At 69.0% G+C, this 17,276-nt stretch carries 28 protein-coding genes; 26 read left to right on the forward strand and 2 right to left on the reverse strand.

The genetic code is table 11. The annotated features are described in order from the left end of the window. The first annotated feature begins 67 nt into the window (after window positions 1-67). On the forward strand, window positions 68-2,242 hold the full coding sequence (gene malQ / locus OIE40_RS03555) for a 4-alpha-glucanotransferase (RefSeq protein ID WP_264700131.1): 2,175 nt from the start codon (window positions 68-70) through the stop codon (window positions 2,240-2,242). 42 nt (window positions 2,243-2,284) lie between these two features. Here malQ and OIE40_RS03560 read toward each other — a convergent pair whose 3' ends face one another. Further along, window positions 2,285-2,854 carry a helix-turn-helix domain-containing protein gene (locus OIE40_RS03560; protein WP_264700133.1) on the reverse strand — a complete coding sequence of 190 codons (570 nt, stop codon included), beginning with the start codon at window positions 2,852-2,854 and terminating at the stop codon, window positions 2,285-2,287. A gap of 94 nt (window positions 2,855-2,948) precedes the next feature. On the opposite strand from OIE40_RS03560, the gene OIE40_RS03565 reads away from it, so the two are divergent. After that, a complete protein-coding gene (locus OIE40_RS03565) occupies window positions 2,949-4,145 on the forward strand; it encodes a benzoate/H(+) symporter BenE family transporter (RefSeq protein WP_264700135.1) in 1,197 nt (398 codons plus the stop codon). 55 nt (window positions 4,146-4,200) lie between these two features. Here the strand turns inward: OIE40_RS03565 and OIE40_RS03570 are convergent, their stop codons facing one another. Next, window positions 4,201-4,590: a VOC family protein gene (locus tag OIE40_RS03570; RefSeq protein WP_264700137.1), complete on the reverse strand. Its 390-nt coding sequence runs from the start codon at window positions 4,588-4,590 to the stop codon at window positions 4,201-4,203. A 292-nt stretch (window positions 4,591-4,882) separates the two neighbouring features. Between OIE40_RS03570 and rpsJ the strand changes: the two genes are divergently transcribed. From rpsJ to OIE40_RS03690, 24 genes are all read left to right on the forward strand, one after another. Beyond that, the gene (gene rpsJ / locus OIE40_RS03575; protein WP_020488540.1) at window positions 4,883-5,194 is read left to right on the forward strand and encodes a 30S ribosomal protein S10; all 312 of its coding nucleotides are present in this window, start codon (window positions 4,883-4,885) and stop codon (window positions 5,192-5,194) included. A gap of 11 nt (window positions 5,195-5,205) precedes the next feature. Further along, window positions 5,206-5,865 (forward strand): 50S ribosomal protein L3, encoded by a 660-nt coding sequence (rplC, locus tag OIE40_RS03580; protein WP_264700144.1) that lies wholly within the window; start codon window positions 5,206-5,208, stop codon window positions 5,863-5,865. Beyond that, window positions 5,862-6,506: a 50S ribosomal protein L4 gene (gene rplD / locus OIE40_RS03585; protein WP_264700146.1), complete on the forward strand. Its 645-nt coding sequence runs from the start codon at window positions 5,862-5,864 to the stop codon at window positions 6,504-6,506. Before rplC ends, rplD begins: the two co-directional genes overlap by 4 nt. After that, window positions 6,503-6,811 carry a 50S ribosomal protein L23 gene (gene rplW, locus OIE40_RS03590; RefSeq protein WP_264700148.1) on the forward strand — a complete coding sequence of 103 codons (309 nt, stop codon included), beginning with the start codon at window positions 6,503-6,505 and terminating at the stop codon, window positions 6,809-6,811. The genes rplD and rplW overlap by 4 nt, the downstream gene beginning before the upstream one ends. A gap of 19 nt (window positions 6,812-6,830) precedes the next feature. Beyond that, window positions 6,831-7,667 (forward strand): 50S ribosomal protein L2, encoded by an 837-nt coding sequence (gene rplB / locus OIE40_RS03595; protein ID WP_264700150.1) that lies wholly within the window; start codon window positions 6,831-6,833, stop codon window positions 7,665-7,667. A 21-nt stretch (window positions 7,668-7,688) separates the two neighbouring features. After that, complete coding sequence (gene rpsS, locus OIE40_RS03600) at window positions 7,689-7,970, forward strand: 30S ribosomal protein S19 (RefSeq protein WP_264700152.1); 282 nt, start codon at window positions 7,689-7,691, stop codon at window positions 7,968-7,970. Between the two features lie 22 nt (window positions 7,971-7,992). Continuing rightward, window positions 7,993-8,385 (forward strand): 50S ribosomal protein L22, encoded by a 393-nt coding sequence (gene rplV, locus OIE40_RS03605; protein WP_264700153.1) that lies wholly within the window; start codon window positions 7,993-7,995, stop codon window positions 8,383-8,385. A 2-nt stretch (window positions 8,386-8,387) separates the two neighbouring features. After that, entirely contained in the window at window positions 8,388-9,206 is an 819-nt protein-coding gene (gene rpsC, locus OIE40_RS03610) for a 30S ribosomal protein S3 (RefSeq protein ID WP_264700157.1), read from the forward strand. Between the two features lie 2 nt (window positions 9,207-9,208). Then, window positions 9,209-9,628 (forward strand): 50S ribosomal protein L16, encoded by a 420-nt coding sequence (gene rplP, locus OIE40_RS03615; protein ID WP_264700158.1) that lies wholly within the window; start codon window positions 9,209-9,211, stop codon window positions 9,626-9,628. Then, window positions 9,628-9,858 carry a 50S ribosomal protein L29 gene (rpmC, locus tag OIE40_RS03620; protein WP_264700160.1) on the forward strand — a complete coding sequence of 77 codons (231 nt, stop codon included), beginning with the start codon at window positions 9,628-9,630 and terminating at the stop codon, window positions 9,856-9,858. The genes rplP and rpmC overlap by 1 nt, the downstream gene beginning before the upstream one ends. Before the next feature lie 5 nt (window positions 9,859-9,863). Then, window positions 9,864-10,130 carry a 30S ribosomal protein S17 gene (rpsQ, locus tag OIE40_RS03625; protein WP_264700163.1) on the forward strand — a complete coding sequence of 89 codons (267 nt, stop codon included), beginning with the start codon at window positions 9,864-9,866 and terminating at the stop codon, window positions 10,128-10,130. A gap of 14 nt (window positions 10,131-10,144) precedes the next feature. Next, a complete protein-coding gene (rplN, locus tag OIE40_RS03630; protein WP_264700165.1) occupies window positions 10,145-10,513 on the forward strand; it encodes a 50S ribosomal protein L14 in 369 nt (122 codons plus the stop codon). A gap of 1 nt (window position 10,514) precedes the next feature. Continuing rightward, window positions 10,515-10,889, forward strand: coding sequence for a 50S ribosomal protein L24 (gene rplX / locus OIE40_RS03635; RefSeq protein WP_264700166.1), 375 nt, complete (start codon window positions 10,515-10,517; stop codon window positions 10,887-10,889). After that, window positions 10,889-11,545 carry a 50S ribosomal protein L5 gene (rplE, locus tag OIE40_RS03640; RefSeq protein ID WP_264700167.1) on the forward strand — a complete coding sequence of 219 codons (657 nt, stop codon included), beginning with the start codon at window positions 10,889-10,891 and terminating at the stop codon, window positions 11,543-11,545. Before rplX ends, rplE begins: the two co-directional genes overlap by 1 nt. Before the next feature lie 4 nt (window positions 11,546-11,549). Continuing rightward, window positions 11,550-11,735, forward strand: a complete 186-nt coding sequence (locus OIE40_RS03645; protein ID WP_264700169.1) for a type Z 30S ribosomal protein S14 — start codon at window positions 11,550-11,552, stop codon at window positions 11,733-11,735. Window positions 11,736-11,816: 81 nt separating this feature from the next. Continuing rightward, entirely contained in the window at window positions 11,817-12,224 is a 408-nt protein-coding gene (gene rpsH, locus OIE40_RS03650) for a 30S ribosomal protein S8 (RefSeq protein ID WP_264700171.1), read from the forward strand. A 15-nt stretch (window positions 12,225-12,239) separates the two neighbouring features. Then, on the forward strand, window positions 12,240-12,782 hold the full coding sequence (gene rplF, locus OIE40_RS03655) for a 50S ribosomal protein L6 (protein ID WP_264700173.1): 543 nt from the start codon (window positions 12,240-12,242) through the stop codon (window positions 12,780-12,782). Next, the gene (gene rplR / locus OIE40_RS03660; protein ID WP_264700175.1) at window positions 12,782-13,165 is read left to right on the forward strand and encodes a 50S ribosomal protein L18; all 384 of its coding nucleotides are present in this window, start codon (window positions 12,782-12,784) and stop codon (window positions 13,163-13,165) included. Before rplF ends, rplR begins: the two co-directional genes overlap by 1 nt. Before the next feature lie 24 nt (window positions 13,166-13,189). Continuing rightward, entirely contained in the window at window positions 13,190-13,798 is a 609-nt protein-coding gene (gene rpsE / locus OIE40_RS03665) for a 30S ribosomal protein S5 (RefSeq protein ID WP_264700176.1), read from the forward strand. Further along, window positions 13,798-13,980, forward strand: coding sequence for a 50S ribosomal protein L30 (rpmD, locus tag OIE40_RS03670; RefSeq protein ID WP_264700178.1), 183 nt, complete (start codon window positions 13,798-13,800; stop codon window positions 13,978-13,980). The genes rpsE and rpmD overlap by 1 nt, the downstream gene beginning before the upstream one ends. 1 nt (window position 13,981) lies before the next feature. Next, window positions 13,982-14,422: a 50S ribosomal protein L15 gene (gene rplO / locus OIE40_RS03675; RefSeq protein WP_264700180.1), complete on the forward strand. Its 441-nt coding sequence runs from the start codon at window positions 13,982-13,984 to the stop codon at window positions 14,420-14,422. Between the two features lie 127 nt (window positions 14,423-14,549). Then, window positions 14,550-15,284 carry a FadR/GntR family transcriptional regulator gene (locus tag OIE40_RS03680; protein WP_264700182.1) on the forward strand — a complete coding sequence of 245 codons (735 nt, stop codon included), beginning with the start codon at window positions 14,550-14,552 and terminating at the stop codon, window positions 15,282-15,284. Between the two features lie 83 nt (window positions 15,285-15,367). Then, window positions 15,368-16,678 carry a preprotein translocase subunit SecY gene (secY, locus tag OIE40_RS03685; RefSeq protein ID WP_264700184.1) on the forward strand — a complete coding sequence of 437 codons (1,311 nt, stop codon included), beginning with the start codon at window positions 15,368-15,370 and terminating at the stop codon, window positions 16,676-16,678. A gap of 20 nt (window positions 16,679-16,698) precedes the next feature. Beyond that, window positions 16,699-17,274 carry an adenylate kinase gene (locus OIE40_RS03690; protein WP_264700186.1) on the forward strand — a complete coding sequence of 192 codons (576 nt, stop codon included), beginning with the start codon at window positions 16,699-16,701 and terminating at the stop codon, window positions 17,272-17,274. Window positions 17,275-17,276: the final 2 nt, after the last annotated feature.

Genomic DNA, 17,276 nt, shown 5'->3' on the forward strand with positions numbered 1-17,276 from the left:
CACCTGCCCGCCACCCGCTTCGTCCCCTAGGGTGAGGGCGTCCGAACGAGCGGCAAGGATCCCGACCATGGCGTTGTCCAACCCGTACCTGGCCGAGCTGGCCGCCGAGTTCGGCATCGCCACGGAGTTCTGGGACTGGAAGGGCCGGCTCACCGAGATCCCCGACGAGACCGTGATCGCCGTGCTGGCGGCGATGGAGATCGACGCCTCGGACGAGGCCGCCGCCGCCGCGGCCGTGCGTGAACTCAGGCTGCAGCCCTGGCGCCGGGCGCTGCCGCCGTGCACCGTGATGCAGCAGGGCCGTCCCGAGGTGCTGCGGGTGCATGTGCCCGACGGCGCGGCCGCGGACGTCTACGTCCGGCTCGAGGACGGCGGCGGGCGAACCCTGCGCCAGCTGATCAACGACGAGCCCGCGCGCGAGGTCGACGGGGTGATGATCGGCGAGGCGAGTTTCGAGCTGCCCGACGACCTGCCGATCGGGTACCACCGGGTCGGCTGCCGAACCGAGCAGTGGCGGGCCGAGGAGACGCTGATCGTCACCCCGCACTTCCTCGGCTTCCCGCCCACGATGGGCAACAAGCGGGTCTGGGGCTACGCCACTCAGCTGTACAGCGTCCGCTCTGCCGAATCGTGGGGGATCGGCGACCTGGCCGACCTGGCCGACGTGGCCACCTGGTCGGCGACCCAGCAGTTCGCGTCCTACGTGCTGGTCAACCCGCTGCACGCGGCCGAGCCGATGACCCCGCTGGAGCCGTCGCCCTACCTGCCCACGTCACGCCGCTACGTGAACCCGATCTACATCCGGCCCGAGGCGATCGCCGAATACGCCGGGCTCGACCAGCGGCAACGCCACAAGGTCGCCCAGTTGCACAACGGGCTGGCCCGCACGCTGGCGGACGAGCCGCTGATCGACCGCAACACCGTGTGGGACGCGAAGCTGTCGGCGCTGAAGGTGATCTTCGATGCCGGGCTCAAACCCACCCGGCTGATGAGCCTCAACGACTTCGTCCGCAAGGAGGGGCGCCCGCTGTCGCAGTTCGCCACCTGGTGCGCGCTGGTCAACGTCCACGGGCTGAACTGGCGGGAATGGCCGGCCGAGCTGCGGCGTCCGTCCTCACCGGAGGTGACGGAGTTCGCTGCCACGCACGTCGGCGACATCGTCTTCTTCTCCTGGCTGCAGTGGGTGGCCGACGAACAGCTCCGCGACGCCCAGTCGGCGGCCAAGGCGGCCGGCATGCGGGTCGGCATCATGAACGACCTCGCGGTCGGGGTGAGCGCCACCTCCGCCGAGGCGTGGATGCTGGGCGACACCTTCGCCCGCGGCGTCTCGGTCGGCGCCCCGCCCGACCACTTCAACCAGACCGGACAGGACTGGGGGCAGGCCCCGTGGCGTCCGGACCGGCTGGCCGAGCTCAGCTACGCGCCGTTCCGCAACATGGTGGCCGGCATCCTGCGGCACTCCGGCGGTATCCGGGTCGACCACATCATGGGGCTGTTCCGGCTGTGGTGGGTGCCGCAGGGGATGGGTCCCACCAAGGGCACCTACGTGCGCTACAACCACGAGGCCATGGTCGGCATCCTGGTGCTCGAGGCGCACCGCGCCGGGGCGGTCGTGGTCGGCGAGGACCTGGGCGTGGTGGAGCCGTGGGTGCGGGTCTACCTGCGCGACCGCGGCATCCTGGGCACCTCGATCGCCTGGTTCGAACGCGACGGCAACGGTCAGATCCTGCCGCCGGAGTCGTGGCGGGAATACTGCATGGCCTCGGTCACCACCCACGACCTGCCGCCCACCGCCGGGTACCTGGACGCCGCCCACGTGAAGCTGCAGCATCAGCTCGGCCTGCTGACCGAGGGGCTGGACGCCGAACTCGACCAGGCCCGGCGCGAACGCGAGGACTGGCTGGCGCTGCTGCGCGAACGCGGCCTGCTGACCGGCGAGGAGCCGTCCACCGTGGACATCGTGCTGGCCCTGCACCGCTTCCTGGTCGCCACCCCGGCCCGGATGCTTTGCGCCGCCCTGACCGACGCCGTCGGCGACCACCGCACCCAGAACCAGCCCGGAACCACCGACGAGTACCCTAACTGGCGGGTGCCGCTGTCCGGGCTCGGCGGCACCCCGATGTCGCTGGAGGACGTCTTCCACTCCGAGCGTGCGCTTCGGCTGTCGGCGGTGATGAACGGTTTCGTGGTGCCGCCCACCGCACACCGCTCGACCTCGGAGTTCATCATCGGCCACGACTAGCGGCCCGCCCCGCCGCTGGTCCGGGCTCGCGCCGGGAAGGCGTCAGGCGGGGGTGACGATCGTGAGCACGGCGAGCGCGCCGTCCTCGGTGCTGTAGGTGTGCACCGCGTCGCTGATCCACTCCAGCGATTCACCCGGTCCCGCGTGGCGCTGGGAGCCCTCCGGGCCCGCCAGCAGGTGACCGCGCACCACCCGGACGTGCTCGACCACGCCCGGGCCGTGCGCGGGGGAGCGCCGGACGCCGCCGGGCACCACCCGCAGCCAGAACACCTCGGTGGTCGCCCCGTCGTCATGGTGCTCGACGTGCAGCAGCCGGGCGGTCAGCTGCGAGCCGCCGCCCTCGGTGCCCGATTCGTCGCCGAGCAGGGCGGACAACGGCACGCCCAGGGGCCCGGCGACCGCGTACAGCGTGTCGAGGGTGGGGTTGCGCCGTCCCGCCTCGAGTTCGGACAGCGACCCCTTGCCGATGCCGGCGGACCGGGCCAGGGCCGACAGGCTCAACCCCCGCGCGGTGCGTAGTTCGCTGATCCGCGCGCCGACCTCCCTGCGCAGGTCGTCCGCGTCCCGGAACCCGCTGCGGCGCCGGCCGTCGCCATCGGCAGGGTTGCTCACCTCGCTGACGCTACCTTTTGGGTTGCGCACGACAGGCCGGTCCGCCGATCGAACATCGTTCTGTTTACAGAACGATGTTGCTAGGCTGCCTCGGGTGACCGATCGTCCGACAACCGAGATCCGCACCTCGACCGGTGAGCCCATCGTGGCCGGCGTCGTCACCGCGCTGGTCGGCTTCACGTCGTCGTTCGTGGTCGTCGTGGCGGGCCTGCGCGCCGTGGGAGCCGATCCCGCCCAGGCGGCGTCCGGCCTGCTCGCGCTGACTTTCACGTTCGGACTCGGAACCATCGCGCTGTGCCTGCGCCACCGCGTCCCGATCACGCTCGCCTGGTCGACGCCGGGGGCGGCGCTGCTGGCGGCGATGGGGGCGAGCTACCACGCCGGCTGGGCCGCGGCGGTTTGCGCCTTCGTGGTGGTCGGGGTGTTGATCGTGGCGACCGGACTGATCCCGGCACTGGGCGAGCTGATCGGCCGGATCCCGACCCCGATCGCGCAGGCGATGCTGGCCGGCGTCCTGCTCACCCTGTGTCTCGCCCCGGTGCGGTCGCTGGGTGCGCAGCCGTTGGCGACGCTGCCCGTGCTGATCGTGTGGCTGGTGGCCACGCGGTGGGCGTCGCGGTGGGCGCTGCCGCTCGCCCTAGTGGCGGCGCTGGCGGTCATCGGCCTGCACCTGGCCCAGCACGGGATCGGTGCCGACGCGGGGACCGGGTGGTGGCCCCGGATCAGCTGGACGACGCCGAGCCTCGAGGTGTCGGCGATCATCGGCATCGCGGTCCCGCTCTACATCGTCACGATGGCCTCGCAGAACGTGCCCGGCGTCGCGGTGCTGAAGTCGTTCGGCTACCACACCCCCTGGCGAGCCTCGATGCTCGTCACGGGTGTCGGCTCGGTGGTGGGTGCGCCGTTCGGTGGGCACGCCATCAACCTGGCCGCACTGTCCGCTGCCCTGGCCGCCGGCGAGGAGGCCGGGCAGGACCGTTCCCGTCGCTGGATCGCGGGGGTCTCGGCCGGGGCCTCCTACCTGGTCCTCGCGGCGCTGTCGGGTGTGCTGGTGACCATCGCGACCGTGGCGCCGAACGGCCTGCTCGAGTCCGTCGCGGGTCTCGCGCTGCTGGGCACCTTCAGCCAGTCCCTGCTGGGCGCCCTTCAGCATGACGAGTACCGCCTGCCGGCCGCCCTCACCTTCGTGACCGCGGCCTCCGGGATCTCCTTCTGGGGCATCGGTGGCGCGTTCTGGGCACTGGTCGTCGGACTGGCCGCCCACGCCGCGCTGCGCACACCCCGCAGGTGAGCGCGGCCTCAAATGGGGACGGTCCCATTTCAGGCCGCCGGACCCACCTCGGCGGTCAGGACGCCGGGGCCAGCACCTCGACCCGGTTGCCGAAGGCGTCGAAGCAGTGGAAGCGCAGGTAGCCGGCAAACGTCCTCCGGTCGCCGTGTGCCACCTCGAAGCCGGACGCCGCCACCCGGGTGGCCAGGGCGTCCAGCTCCTCGACCGTGTCGAGGACGATCGCCGGGTGGGCGCGCCGGGCCGGGACGAAGTCCGGCTCGACGCTGACGTGGATCTCGACACCCGCGGCGCCGTCGGCGGCGAACGACCGGAACCAGCAGCCGGGCCGGTCTGCCATCGCCGGCGGCTTGGGCACCTCGACCAGGCCGAAGGCTTCCACCCAGAAGCGGCGGGCCTCGGCCTCGCCGCCGGGTGGCATCATCACCTGCACGTGGTGCAGTCGCATCGTCGTCTCCTCACGCCGGGGTGGCATCATCGCACGTTCCCGAGCGGGCGCGGCGGGCCGGCTCCCGGGCGGCGGAGCGGGCGACACCGGCCGATTTGAAGCCCACGGGGCGAATGTGACAGAATCTTCAGGTTGCTCCGCGGCGCCCACGCCGTGGTGCCCCCCAGGCGGATGAGTCGTCAGCCGGGCCCTACCACGAACGAATTCTCGCTCGCGCGCGGCCCTGATAGGCGCGACACGCCCGACCGCGGGGGTCGGAGCAGCCGTTATCCGACGAGCAGAAGGAAAACCAGTGGCGGGACAGAAGATCCGGATCCGACTCCGGGCCTACGACCACGAGGTCATCGACTCCTCGGCGAAGAAGATCGTCGACACCGTGACCCGTACCGGCGCCAAGGTGGCCGGCCCCGTGCCGTTGCCCACCGAGAAGAACGTGTTCTGCGTGATCCGTTCTCCGCACAAGTACAAGGACAGCCGCGAGCACTTCGAGATGCGCACCCACAAGCGGCTGATCGACATCCTCGACCCCACGCCGAAGACGGTCGACTCGCTGATGCGGCTCGACCTGCCGGCCGGTGTCGACATCGAGATCAAGCTCCCCTGAGGTCGCCGAACATGACTATTGAACGAACTGTGAAGGGACTGCTGGGCACCAAGCTCGGTATGACCCAGACCTGGGACGCCAACAACAACGTCGTCCCGGTCACCGTGATCCAGGCCGGCCCGTGCGTCGTCACGCAGGTCCGGTCCCCCGAGAAGGACGGCTACGCGGCCGTCCAGCTGGGCTTCGGCGCCATCAAGCCGACCAAGGTCACCAAGCCCGCCGCGGGGCACTTCGAGGCCGCCGGGGTCACCCCCCGCAAGCACCTCGTCGAGCTGCGCACCGCTGACGCCAGCGAGTACACCCTGGGCCAGGAGCTCGGCGCCGACGTGTTCGCCGCCGCCGACGTGGTCGACGTGACCGGCGTCAGCAAGGGCAAGGGCACGGCGGGCGTGATGAAGCGGCACGGCTTCCACGGCCTGCGCGCCAGCCACGGTGTGCACCGCAAGCACCGCTCGCCGGGCTCCATCGGCGGCTCGTCCACCCCCTCGAAGGTCTTCAAGGGCATGCGGATGGCCGGCCGGATGGGTGTCGACAAGGTGACCGTCCAGAACCTCACGATCCACGCCGTCGACGCCGAGCGCGGGCTGATCCTGGTCAAGGGCTCCGTGCCCGGCCCCAAGGGTTCGCTCGTCGTCCTGCGCACGGCCGCCAAGAAGGGTGCCGCCGAATGAGCGAGAAGCAGACCGTCAAGGTGCTGGGCTCGAAGGCCACGGCCGACCTGCCCGGCGACTACTTCGACGTCCAGACCAACGTGCCGCTGATCCACCAGGTCGTGGTGGCCCAGCAGGCCGCCGCCCGCCAGGGCACGCACGCCACCAAGACCCGCGGCGAGGTCGCGGGCGGTGGCGCCAAGCCGTGGCGCCAGAAGGGCACCGGACGCGCCCGCCAGGGTTCGCGCCGCGCCCCGCAGTGGACCGGTGGCGGCGTCGTGCACGGCCCGCAACCGCGCAGCTACGCGCAGCGCACGCCCAAGAAGATGATCGTCGCCGCCCTGCGCGGTGCGCTGTCCGACCGGGCCCGCAGCGGCAACGTGCACGTCATCGACTCGCTGGTGACCGGCGAGACCCCGTCCACCAAGGCGGCCCTCGCCGCGCTGGCCGAGGTCGGCGGCGGCAAGATCCTGGTCGCGCTGAGCCGTGACGAGGACGTGGCCTGGCTGAGCCTGCGCAACGTCGCCTCGGTGCACGCACTCGCGGTCGACCAGCTGAACGCCTACGACGTGCTCAACAGCGACGACGTCGTGTTCACCACCGCCGCCCTGGCCGCCTTCACCGGCGCCGAGGACGTTTCGACTGAGGAGGTCGGCAAGTGAGCGACCACAAGATCCGCGACCACCGCGACGTGCTGCTCGCACCCGTGGTGTCGGAGAAGAGCTACGGGCTGCTCGACGAGAACAAGTACACGTTCCTGGTCGCGCCCGATGCCAACAAGACCCAGATCAAGATCGCGGTCGAGGCCGTCTTCGACGTCAAGGTCACGAACGTGAACACCATCAACCGCCAGGGCAAGAAGCGCCGCACGCGGGCCGGCTGGGGCAAGCGCCCCGACACCAAGCGGGCCATCGTGACCGTCGCCGAGGGCCAGCGGATCGACATCTTCGGCTCGGCCGGCGTCTGAGCGAAGAGGAGACACTGACATGGCTATTCGCAAGTACAAGCCGACCACCCCGGGCCGCCGCGGCTCGAGCGTGTCCGACTTCGCCGAGGTCACCCGCTCCACCCCGGAGAAGTCGCTGACCGTGCCCAAGCCGAAGACCGGCGGCCGCAACAACTCCGGCCGGATCACCACCCGGCACATCGGCGGCGGCCACAAGCAGGCCTACCGGCTGATCGACTTCAAGCGGTACGACAAGGACGGCGTCCCGGCCAAGGTCGCGCACATCGAGTACGACCCGAACCGCACCGCCCGGATCGCGCTGCTGCACTACGCCGACGGCGAGAAGCGCTACATCATCGCGCCGAACGGACTGAACCAGGGCGCGGCCGTCGAGGCCGGCGCCGAGGCCGACATCAAGCCCGGCAACAACCTGCCGCTGCGCAACATCCCCGTCGGCACCACGGTGCACGCCGTGGAGCTGCGTCCGGGTGGCGGCGCCAAGATGGGCCGCTCGGCCGGTGCCCGCATCCAGCTGGTCGCCCGCGAGGGCAAGATGGCCACCCTGCGGCTGCCCTCGGGCGAGATGCGCATGGTGGACGTCCGCTGCCGCGCCACGGTCGGCGAGGTCGGCAACGCCGAGCAGTCCAACATCAACTGGGGCAAGGCCGGCCGCAACCGGTGGAAGGGCATCCGCCCGACCGTCCGCGGCGTGGTGATGAACCCGATCGACCACCCGCACGGTGGTGGCGAGGGTCGCACCTCCGGTGGCCGGCACCCGGTCAGCCCGTGGGGCAAGCCCGAGGGTCGCACCCGGGACAAGAACAAGGCGAGTTCTCGCCTGATCATTCGTCGCCGCAAGTCCGGCAAGAAGCGCTGATTGGAACAGGTGAAGTAACAGATGCCTCGCAGCCTCAAGAAGGGTCCCTTCGTCGACGACCACCTCGCCAAGAAGGTGGACGTGCAGAACGAGAAGGGCACCAAGCAGGTGATCAAGACCTGGTCGCGCCGGTCGATGATCACCCCCGACATGATCGGTCACACGATCGCCGTGCACGACGGGCGCAAGCACGTCCCGGTCTTCGTCACCGAAGCCATGATCGGCCACAAGCTGGGCGAGTTCGCCCCCACCCGCACCTACCGCGGGCACATCAAGGAAGACAAGAAGTCCCGCCGCCGCTGAGCGAGCGAGAAAAGGAAGAGATATGAGCAACAAGGAGAACCGCCCCAGCCGGCGTTCCCGCCTGCTCGGCGATCGTCCTGGCTCGTACGCCATCGCGCGTGGAGTCCGGATGTCGCCGACCAAGGTGCGCCGGGTCGTCGACCTGGTCCGCGGCCTGCCCGTCACCGACGCGCTGACCGTGCTGAAGTTCGCCCCACAGGCCGCCTCCGAGCCGGTCTACAAGGTGGTTGCCTCGGCCGCCGCCAACGCCGAGTCGGTCGAGGACCTGCGCTCCGACGAGCTGTACATCAGTGCGGCGTTCGTGGACGAGGGCATGACCCTGCGCCGGATCCGCCCGCGGGCCAAGGGGTCGGCCAGCCGGATCCTCAAGCGCGGCAGCCACATCACCGTCGTCGTCGAACCGAAGGAGGCCTGAGCATGGGTCAGAAGATCAACCCGAACGGCTTCCGGCTCGGCATCACCACCGACCACAAGACCCGGTGGTACGCCGACAAGGGCTACGCCGAGCACGTGGCCGAGGACGTGAAGATCCGCAAGTACCTGCACAAGACGCTGGAGCGCGCCGGGATCTCCTCGGTCGAGATCGAGCGCCGCAGCGAGCGGGTCACGATCTTCCTCTACGCCGCGCGCCCGGGCATCGTCATCGGCCGCAACGGCGCCGAGGCGGAGCGGGTCCGGTCCGAGCTGGAGAAGCTGACCGGCAAGCAGGTGCAGCTGAACATCCTCGAGGTGAAGAACCCCGAGACCGACGCCCAGCTGGTCGCCCAGGGCATCGCCGAGCAGCTGAGCGCCCGCGTGGCGTTCCGCCGCGCGATGCGCAAGGCCCAGCAGACCGCCATGCGCTCGGGTGCCACCGGCATCAAGATCAAGTGCTCCGGCCGTCTGGGCGGCGCCGAGATGAGCCGGTCGGAGTTCTACCGCGAGGGCCGCGTGCCGCTGCACACCCTGCGCGCCGACATCGACTACGGCTTCTTCGAGGCCAAGACCACCTTCGGCCGGATCGGCGTGAAGGTCTGGATCTACAAGGGCGACGTGTCGGGCAACCGCGCCGAGCGCGCCGCCCAGCGGGCCGCCCGGGCCACCTCCGGCGGTCAGCGCCGGCCCGGTCGCGGGCCGCGTCGCGACGACCGTGGTGGCCGTGACAACCGTCCCGAGCGTGGCGGACGCCGTCGCGCCGAGGCCGCCGAGGCCCAGGCCCCCGCGGCCGAGGCCCCGGCCGAGAATGCAGGAGCCTGAGCATGTTGATTCCCCGTAGGGTCAAGCACCGCAAGCAGCACCACCCCAAGCGGGACGGTGCGGCCAAGGGCGGTACCAAGCTGGCGTTCGGCGACTACGGCATCCAGGCCCTGGAGTCCTCGTACCTGACCAACCGTCAGATCGAGAGCGCCCGTATCGCCATGACCCGGCACATCAAGCGTGGCGGCAAGGTGTGGATCAACGTCTACCCCGACCGTCCGCTGACCAAGAAGCCGGCCGAGACCCGGATGGGTTCCGGCAAGGGTTCCCCCGAATGGTGGGTGGCCAACATCAAGCCGGGCCGCGTGCTGTTCGAACTGTCCGGCGTCGGTGAGGACGTGGCCCGCGAGGCCATGCGGCTGGCGATCCACAAGCTGCCCTTCAAGGCACGGTTCATCAAGCGGGAAGCAGGTGAGATCTGATGGCGAACACCACCACCGCCGCCGACCTGCGCGGCCTCAGCCGTGACGAGCTCAACGCCAAGGTCAAGGAGTTCAAGGAGGAGCTGTTCAACCTCCGGTTCGCCGCCGCAACGGGTCAGCTCGAGTCGCACGGCCGGCTGCGTGAGGTCCGCAAGGACATCGCGCGGGTCTACACCGTGCTGCAGGAGCGCAACCTCGGCATCGTGCCCGATCCCGATCAGGACAAGTGAGAGCAATGAGTGAGAGCAAGCGCGAAGCAGCGCGCAAGGTCCGTGAGGGCGTCGTCGTGTCCGACAAGATGGACAAGACGGTGGTCGTGGCCGTCGAGCAGCGGGTCAAGCATCCGCTGTACGGCAAGGTCATGACCAAGACCGAGCGGCTGAAGGCACACGACGAGGCGAATGACGCCGGCGTCGGGGACCGCGTCCGGGTGATGGAGACTCGTCCGACCTCAGCGACCAAGCGCTGGCGTCTGGTCGAGATCCTCGAGAAGGCCAAGTAAGCGAGGGTTTGGAGATGATCCAGCAGGAATCGCGACTGAAGGTCGCCGACAACACCGGTGCGAAGGAACTCCTGTGCATCCGGGTGCTCGGGGGATCGAAGCGTCGTTACGCCGGCCTGGGCGACAAGATCGTCGCCACGGTGAAGGACGCCATCCCGGGCGGAAACGTGAAGAAGGGCGAGGTGGTCAAGGCCGTCATCGTCCGTACGGTGAAGGAGACCCGTCGCGCCGACGGTTCCTACATCAAGTTCGATGAGAATGCCGCCGTGATCCTGAAGGGCGACGGGGAGCCTCGCGGCACCCGCATCTTCGGTCCGGTCGGCCGTGAGCTTCGCGAGAAGCGCTACATGCGCATCATCTCGCTGGCACCGGAGGTGCTGTGACATGGCGAACTCGCTGCATGTGAAGAAGGGTGACCGGGTCAAGGTCATCGCAGGCAAGGACAAGGGCCTGGTCGGCGACATCATCGAGGTGCTGCCCGAGCAGGGCCGGGTGATCGTCGAGGGTGTGAACGTCGTCAAGAAGCACACCCCGGATCGCTCGGCGCAGACCGGCTCCAAGGACAAGGGCGGCATCATCACCACCGAGGCCCCCATCGACGCCTCCAACGTCCAGTTGGTCGTGAAGGTGGACGGCTCCGAGGTCGTGACCCGCGTCGGCTACGAGCGCCGCGAGGTCACCAAGCGGCGTCCGGACGGCTCGGAGTACTCCGCGACCCGCAGCGTCCGCATCGCCCGCAAGACCGGGAAGGAAATCTGATGACCGCCACCGTTGCAGAAAAGACGCTGCCGCGGCTGAAGCAGAAGTACCGCGAGGAGATCGCGCCTGCGCTGAACGCCGAGTTCGGCTACGCCAACGTGATGCAGATCCCCGGCCTGACCAAGATCGTGGTCAACATGGGTGTGGGGGAGGCGGCCCGCGACTCCAAGGTGATCGACGGCGCCGTGCGCGACCTGGCCCAGATCACCGGGCAGAAGCCGCAGGTGACCAAGGCCCGCAAGTCGATCGCGCAGTTCAAGCTGCGCGAGGGCATGCCGATCGGCGCCCACGTCACCCTGCGCGGTGACCGGATGTGGGAGTTCGCCGACCGGCTGCTCACCCTGGCGCTACCCCGGATCCGTGACTTCCGCGGCCTGTCGGCCCGGCAGTTCGACGGCAAGGGCAACTACACCTTCGGCCTGACCGAGCAGGTCATGTTCCACGAGATCGACCAGGACCGGATCGATCGCGTCCGGGGCATGGACATCACGTTCGTCACCACCGCGACCACCGACGACGAGGGGCGGGCCCTGCTGCGCGCCCTGGGCTTCCCGTTCAAGGCGCCCGAGAACGACCCCAAGAAGGCCGTCGTCAAGAAGCGGCGTCCGCAGGGTGCTTCGAAGAGTGCCCAGAAGAAGTCCCTGAAGAGGAGTTGACGCAATGGCCAAGACAGCCCTGAAGGTCAAGCAGTCCCGCAAGCCGAAGTTCGGCGTCCGCGCCTACACCCGCTGCAGCAAGTGCGGCCGGCCCAAGGCGGTCTTCCGCAAGTTCGGCCTGTGCCGGGTCTGCCTGCGCGAACTGGCCCACGCGGGCCAGCTGCCGGGCGTGACCAAGTCCAGCTGGTGACCCACTGACCCCGTAACCCGAGCAGGTCAGGCGCCTGTGAGACGGCGCCCTGAAACCGTTTGAGAAAGAAGAACACAAGTCATGACCATGACTGACCCGATCGCAGACATGCTGACGCGTCTGCGCAACGCCAATCAGGCGTACCACGACTCCACGTCGATGCCGCACAGCAAGATCAAGGTGGGCATCGCCGAAATCCTCAAGGCCCAGGGCTACATCGGCGGCTACGAGGTCAAGGAGCCCACCGAGGGCGAGGTCGGCAAGACGCTGACCCTGACCCTCAAGTACGGCTCCAACCGGGAGCGCTCGATCGCCGGCGTGCGGCGGATCAGCAAGCCCGGTCTGCGGGTCTACGCCAAGTCCAATGCCCTGCCGAAGGTCCTGGGCGGCCTGGGAATCGCGATCATCTCGACGTCCCAGGGCCTGCTCACCGACTCCGAGGCCAACGCCAAGTCCGTGGGCGGCGAAGTGCTCGCCTACGTGTGGTGAGAGAGGAGTACTGACATGTCGCGAATCGGCAGGCTCCCGATCGCCATCCCGGCGGGCGTGGAAGTGAAGCTCGACGGCCAGGCCGTCGAGGTCAAGGGGCCCAAGGGCACCCTGACCCACACCGTGGCCGAACCCATCAAGGTGGGCCGCAACGAGGCCGGCGAGATCGAGGTCACCCGCCCCGACGACGAGCGCGAGAGCCGCTCGCTGCACGGGCTGACCCGGACGCTGGTCAACAACATGGTCACCGGTGTGACCGCGGGCTACGAGAAGAAGCTCGAGATCGTCGGCGTCGGCTACCGCGTGATCGCCAAGGGCCCGACCCAGCTCGAGTTCAACCTCGGTTTCAGCCACCCGGTGGTGGTCAACGCCCCCGAGGGTGTCACCTTCTCGGTCGAGAAGCCGACGGCGTTCACCGTCTACGGCATCGACAAGCAGGTGGTCGGCGAGGTTGCGGCAAACATCCGCAAGATCCGTAAGCCGGAGCCCTACAAGGGCAAGGGCGTGCGCTACGCCGGCGAGCGGGTTCGCCGCAAGGTTGGAAAGGCTGGTAAGTGATGGCAATCTCGCTGTCGAACAACAAGACGACGGCCGATCGGGTCGCGGCGCGGCTGCGCCGGCAGGCGCGCGGTCGCAAGAAGATCGCCGGCAGCCCGGACCGCCCGCGGCTGGTCATCACCCGCTCGGCGCGACACCTGTTCGCTCAGGTGATCGACGACACCGAGGGCCGGACGCTGGCCTCGGCCTCCTCGATGGAGTCCGACGTCCGCAAGGCGACCGGGGACAAGACCGAGGTCGCCAAGAAGGTCGGTTCGCTGATCGCGGACCGGGCGAAGGCGGCCGGTGTGTCGAACGTGGTCTTCGACCGCGCCGGCAACAAGTACCACGGACGGATCGCCGCGCTGGCCGACAGCGCCCGCGAAGCCGGCCTGGGATTCTGACGGAACTCGAAAGGTAGACAAACGATGAATGGAAACCAGCGCCGCGGAGGCGGTGCCGCTGGTGGCGAGCGTCGTGGCCGCGAGGACCGTCGGGGCCAGAACGTCGCCGAGAAGGAGAAGAGCAACTACCTCGAGCGGGTAGTGGCGATCAACCGGGTGGCGAAGGTCGTCCAGGGTGGCCGCCGGTTCAGCTTCACCGCGCTCGTCGTGGTGGGTGACGGCGACGGCACCGTCGGCGTCGGCTACGGCAAGGCCCGCGAGGTGCCGGCCGCGATCGCCAAGGGCGTGGAGGAAGCCAAGAAGGCGTTCTTCCGCGTTCCCCGCATCCAGGGCACCATCCCGCACCCCGTCCAGGGTGAGAAGGCCGCCGGCGTGGTCATGCTGCGCCCGGCGTCCCCGGGTACCGGCGTCATCGCCGGTGGCTCGGCCCGGGCCGTGCTCGAGTGCGCCGGCGTGCACGACGTGCTCGCCAAGTCGCTGGGCTCGGACAACGCGATCAACGTGGTGCACGCCACGGTGGCCGCGCTGCAGAGCCTGGAGGAGCCCGAGCAGGTCGCCAAGCGCCGTGGGCTGTCCGTCGAGGACGTCACCCCCGCCGCGCTGCTGCGCGCCCGCGAGGAGGCGAAGCACTGATGAGCAAGATCAAGGTGACCCAGGTCAAGTCCGGCGTGGGTCGCAAGCAGAACCAGCGCGAGACCCTGCGGTCGCTCGGTCTCAAGCGGATCGGTGACTCGGTCGTGATCGAGGCCCGCCCCGAACTCGTGGGCATGGCCAAGTCGATCCCGCACCTGGTCACCGTCGAGGAGGTCGACTGACATGCCGTTGAAGCTGCATCATCTGCGCCCCGCGCCCGGGGCCAAGACCGAACGCACCCGCGTCGGTCGCGGTGAGGGCTCGAAGGGCAAGACCGCGGGCCGGGGCACCAAGGGCACCGGCGCGCGCAAGAACACGCCGCAGAACTTCGAGGGCGGGCAGATGCCGCTGCACATGCGGCTGCCCAAGCTCCGCGGGTTCAAGAACCCGTTCCGGGTCGAGTACCAGGTGGTGAACGTCGCCAAGCTGGCCGAGCTGTTCCCCGAGGGTGGGCAGGTCGGCCCTGCCGAACTGGTCGCCAAGGGTGCGGTCCGCGACGGCAACTTGGTCAAGGTGCTGGGCAACGGTGAGCTCTCCGTCGCCCTGCAGGTGAGCGCGCACGCGTTCTCCGCCTCGGCCAGGACCAAGATCGAAGCCGCCGGGGGCACCGCCTCGCAGCTCTGATCCCCGAGCCACGACGGACGGGACGACCCTCAGGGTCGTCCCGTCCTCGTCGTTGTGGGACGTCGGCGGAGCTCCGGCGTCGAGGCAAAGGTGCGACTATTGTGGCGGCCAACGTAAGGACACCCCCATGGCTTCGGCACAACTGCACCACGCCGCCCTCGACGCGATCGGGCAGGAGATCGTGGACGGCGTGCGCCCGGTCGGGTCAGTGCTCACCCTGGCCGATCTGGAACAGCGGTTCGTCGTCTCGCGCACCGTGGCCCGCGAGATCATGCGCATCCTGGAGTCGCTGGGCATGGTGCGTTCCAGGCGTCGGGTCGGCATCACCATCCGGCCCCGGTCGAACTGGAACGTGCTCGACCCTTTGGTGATCGGCTGGCGGCTGCGCGGCGACGAACACGACCGGGTGCTGCTCGACGTCACCGAACTGCGCGCCGCGCTGCAGCCGATGGCGGCTGAGCTGGCCGCCCGCAACGCCACCGCCGAGCAGCGCGGCCGGCTGGTCGAGCTGGCCGATGCCATCGTGAGGCACAGCCGCCTGCCCGACGACACCGGGCTCGCCGAAGCCGAGATGGACTTCCACGCCCTGCTGCTGCGCGCGACCGCCAACGAGTTGTTCGCCGGCTTCTCCGAGGTGGTCCGGCTGGTGCACCGGCTGGACGGGCCGCCCTCGCCCGAACCGGGCCTGGTGTGGGCGCAACGCTATCGCCGGATCGCCGCCGCGATCGCGGCCGGGGACGGCAACACCGCCCGGATCGCGTCCCGCGCCCAGGTCGCCCAGGGGCTGGCCGGGATGACCGCCCGGGTGGGCGAACGTCCGTCGATCACCGAGGCGCCCAGCGCCGAGCACTGGTCGGTCTAGCGACCGTCCAGAACTTGGTAGAGTCGTCCAGGTTGCGCGCGGGTCCCGGCGCACCGATCCATAGGCAGAGGAGATCCGGTCGAATGCTGTCGGCCTTCGTGAACGCGCTGAAGACGCCTGACCTTCGCCGCAAGATCCTGTTCACCCTCGGCATCCTGGCGGTCTTCCGGCTGGGGTCGGTGATCCCGACGCCGAACGTGAACCTGGTGAACGTCAACGCGTGCCGGCTCGAGGCGACCACCGGCGCCAACGCGGGGCTCTACTCGATGATCAACCTGTTCTCGGGTGGCGCCCTGCTGCAGCTGGCGATCTTCGCGCTCGGGATCATGCCCTACATCACCGCGAGCATCATCCTGCAGCTGCTCACCGTGGTCATCCCGCGGCTGGAGACGCTGAAGAAGGAGGGTGCCTCCGGTACCGCCAAGATCACCCAGTACACCCGCTACCTGACGCTGGTGCTCGCGGTGCTGAACGCCACCGCCTTCGTCACCCTGGCCGTCAACGGCCAGCTGTTCCAGGGCTGCACCCGCGACCTCGTCTACGACACCGGCATCTTCGCCATCGTGGTGATGGTGCTGACCATGACCGCCGGCACCGGCCTGATCATGTGGATGGGCGAGCTGATCACCGAACGCGGCGTCGGCAACGGCATGTCGGTGATGATCTTCACGCAGATCGCGGCCCAGTTCCCGGCGTCGCTGTGGGCGATCAAGGAGAGCCGCGAGGGCGCCGCCGGCTGGCTCGCCTTCGCCGTCGTGCTCGCCATCGGCCTGCTGGTGATGCTCGGCGTCATCTTCATGGAGCAGGCCCAGCGCCGGATCCCGGTGCAGTACGCCAAGCGGATGGTCGGACGCCGGCTCTTCGGCGGCACCACCACCTACATCCCGATGAAGGTCAACCAGGCGGGCGTCATCCCGGTCATCTTCGCCTCGTCGATGCTCTACCTGCCGGTGCTGTATTCGCAGTTCCAGCCCGACAACGACATCTCGCAATGGATCCAGACCCACCTCGTGCGGGGCACCGGCCTGTGGTACAACACGATCTTCTTCGTGCTGATCATCGCCTTCACCTACTTCTACGTGGCGATCACCTTCAACCCCGAAGAGGTCGCCGACAACATGAAGAAGTACGGCGGCTTCATCCCCGGCATCCGGGCGGGCAAGCCGACCGAGGACTACCTGGCCTTCGTGCTGTCGCGGTTGACCGCGCCCGGGTCGCTCTATCTGGCCCTGATTTCACTCATTCCGGCGATCGCCTTCATCTTCTTCAACGCCCAGACAAACTTCCCCTTCGGTGGCACTAGCATTCTGATCGTGGTCGGCGTCGGACTGGACACCGTGAAGCAGATCGAGTCCCAGCTCCAGCAACGCAACTACGAGGGATTCCTGCGATAACTCGACGGTGAGGTAGCGACATGCGTTTGCTGATCATGGGTCCGCCAGGGGCGGGCAAGGGCACCCAGGCCGCGGTGATCGGCGCACACTACGACATCCCCGCGATCTCCACCGGCAACATCTTCCGGCTGGCTATCACCAAACGGACGCCACTGGGCGAACGGATCAAGCGGATCATCGCCGATGGCGGCTACGTTCCCGACAGCCTGACGCTGCGGGTGGTCGTGCAGCGGCTCGAGGAAGAGGACACCAAGGGCGGCTGGCTGCTGGACGGCTTCCCGCGCACCGTCGGCCAGGTGAAGGCGCTGGACGCCGAACTCGATGGTCACGGCTACCAGCTCGACGCGGTGATCTCGCTGACCGCCGATGAGACGGCGCTGGTCGAGCGGCTGTTGAAGCGGGCCGAGATCGAGAACCGTCCCGATGACAACGAGGAGACCATCCGCACCAGGCTCGAGGTCTACCACGAGCAGACCGACCCGCTCATCGACGTCTACCGCGAACGCGGGCTGCTTATCGAGGTGGACGGCATGGGCGAGGTCGACGAGGTGTCCGAGCGGGTGCTGGCGGCGCTCGCCGAGAAACTCGGTCGCTGATC

Origin of the sequence: Micropruina sonneratiae, assembly GCF_025972045.1 — a bacterium.
GTDB classification, from domain to species: Bacteria; Actinomycetota; Actinomycetes; order Propionibacteriales; family Propionibacteriaceae; genus Micropruina; species Micropruina sonneratiae.

Excerpts from the sequence above, each read along its gene's own strand:
- OIE40_RS03645 (WP_264700169.1), top strand. The coding sequence starts at position 11,550 with ATGGCCAAGACAGCCCTGAAGGTCAAGCAGTCCCGCAAGCCGAAGTTC.
- rplF (WP_264700173.1), top strand. The coding sequence starts at position 12,240 with ATGTCGCGAATCGGCAGGCTCCCGATCGCCATCCCGGCGGGCGTGGAA.
- rpsE (WP_264700176.1), top strand. The coding sequence starts at position 13,190 with ATGAATGGAAACCAGCGCCGCGGAGGCGGTGCCGCTGGTGGCGAGCGT.
- rpmC (WP_264700160.1), top strand. The coding sequence starts at position 9,628 with ATGGCGAACACCACCACCGCCGCCGACCTGCGCGGCCTCAGCCGTGAC.
- OIE40_RS03680 (WP_264700182.1), top strand. The coding sequence starts at position 14,550 with ATGGCTTCGGCACAACTGCACCACGCCGCCCTCGACGCGATCGGGCAG.
- rplX (WP_264700166.1), top strand. The coding sequence starts at position 10,515 with ATGGCGAACTCGCTGCATGTGAAGAAGGGTGACCGGGTCAAGGTCATC.
- rplO (WP_264700180.1), top strand. The coding sequence starts at position 13,982 with ATGCCGTTGAAGCTGCATCATCTGCGCCCCGCGCCCGGGGCCAAGACC.
- rplB (WP_264700150.1), top strand. The coding sequence starts at position 6,831 with ATGGCTATTCGCAAGTACAAGCCGACCACCCCGGGCCGCCGCGGCTCG.
- secY (WP_264700184.1), top strand. The coding sequence starts at position 15,368 with ATGCTGTCGGCCTTCGTGAACGCGCTGAAGACGCCTGACCTTCGCCGC.
- rplR (WP_264700175.1), top strand. The coding sequence starts at position 12,782 with ATGGCAATCTCGCTGTCGAACAACAAGACGACGGCCGATCGGGTCGCG.
- rpsC (WP_264700157.1), top strand. The coding sequence starts at position 8,388 with ATGGGTCAGAAGATCAACCCGAACGGCTTCCGGCTCGGCATCACCACC.
- rplV (WP_264700153.1), top strand. The coding sequence starts at position 7,993 with ATGAGCAACAAGGAGAACCGCCCCAGCCGGCGTTCCCGCCTGCTCGGC.
- rpmD (WP_264700178.1), top strand. The coding sequence starts at position 13,798 with ATGAGCAAGATCAAGGTGACCCAGGTCAAGTCCGGCGTGGGTCGCAAG.
- rplE (WP_264700167.1), top strand. The coding sequence starts at position 10,889 with ATGACCGCCACCGTTGCAGAAAAGACGCTGCCGCGGCTGAAGCAGAAG.
- rpsS (WP_264700152.1), top strand. The coding sequence starts at position 7,689 with ATGCCTCGCAGCCTCAAGAAGGGTCCCTTCGTCGACGACCACCTCGCC.
- rplN (WP_264700165.1), top strand. The coding sequence starts at position 10,145 with ATGATCCAGCAGGAATCGCGACTGAAGGTCGCCGACAACACCGGTGCG.
- malQ (WP_264700131.1), top strand. The coding sequence starts at position 68 with ATGGCGTTGTCCAACCCGTACCTGGCCGAGCTGGCCGCCGAGTTCGGC.
- OIE40_RS03570 (WP_264700137.1), bottom strand. The coding sequence starts at position 4,590 with ATGCGACTGCACCACGTGCAGGTGATGATGCCACCCGGCGGCGAGGCC.
- rplD (WP_264700146.1), top strand. The coding sequence starts at position 5,862 with ATGAGCGAGAAGCAGACCGTCAAGGTGCTGGGCTCGAAGGCCACGGCC.
- OIE40_RS03690 (WP_264700186.1), top strand. The coding sequence starts at position 16,699 with ATGCGTTTGCTGATCATGGGTCCGCCAGGGGCGGGCAAGGGCACCCAG.
- rpsH (WP_264700171.1), top strand. The coding sequence starts at position 11,817 with ATGACCATGACTGACCCGATCGCAGACATGCTGACGCGTCTGCGCAAC.
- rpsQ (WP_264700163.1), top strand. The coding sequence starts at position 9,864 with ATGAGTGAGAGCAAGCGCGAAGCAGCGCGCAAGGTCCGTGAGGGCGTC.
- rplC (WP_264700144.1), top strand. The coding sequence starts at position 5,206 with ATGACTATTGAACGAACTGTGAAGGGACTGCTGGGCACCAAGCTCGGT.
- rplP (WP_264700158.1), top strand. The coding sequence starts at position 9,209 with ATGTTGATTCCCCGTAGGGTCAAGCACCGCAAGCAGCACCACCCCAAG.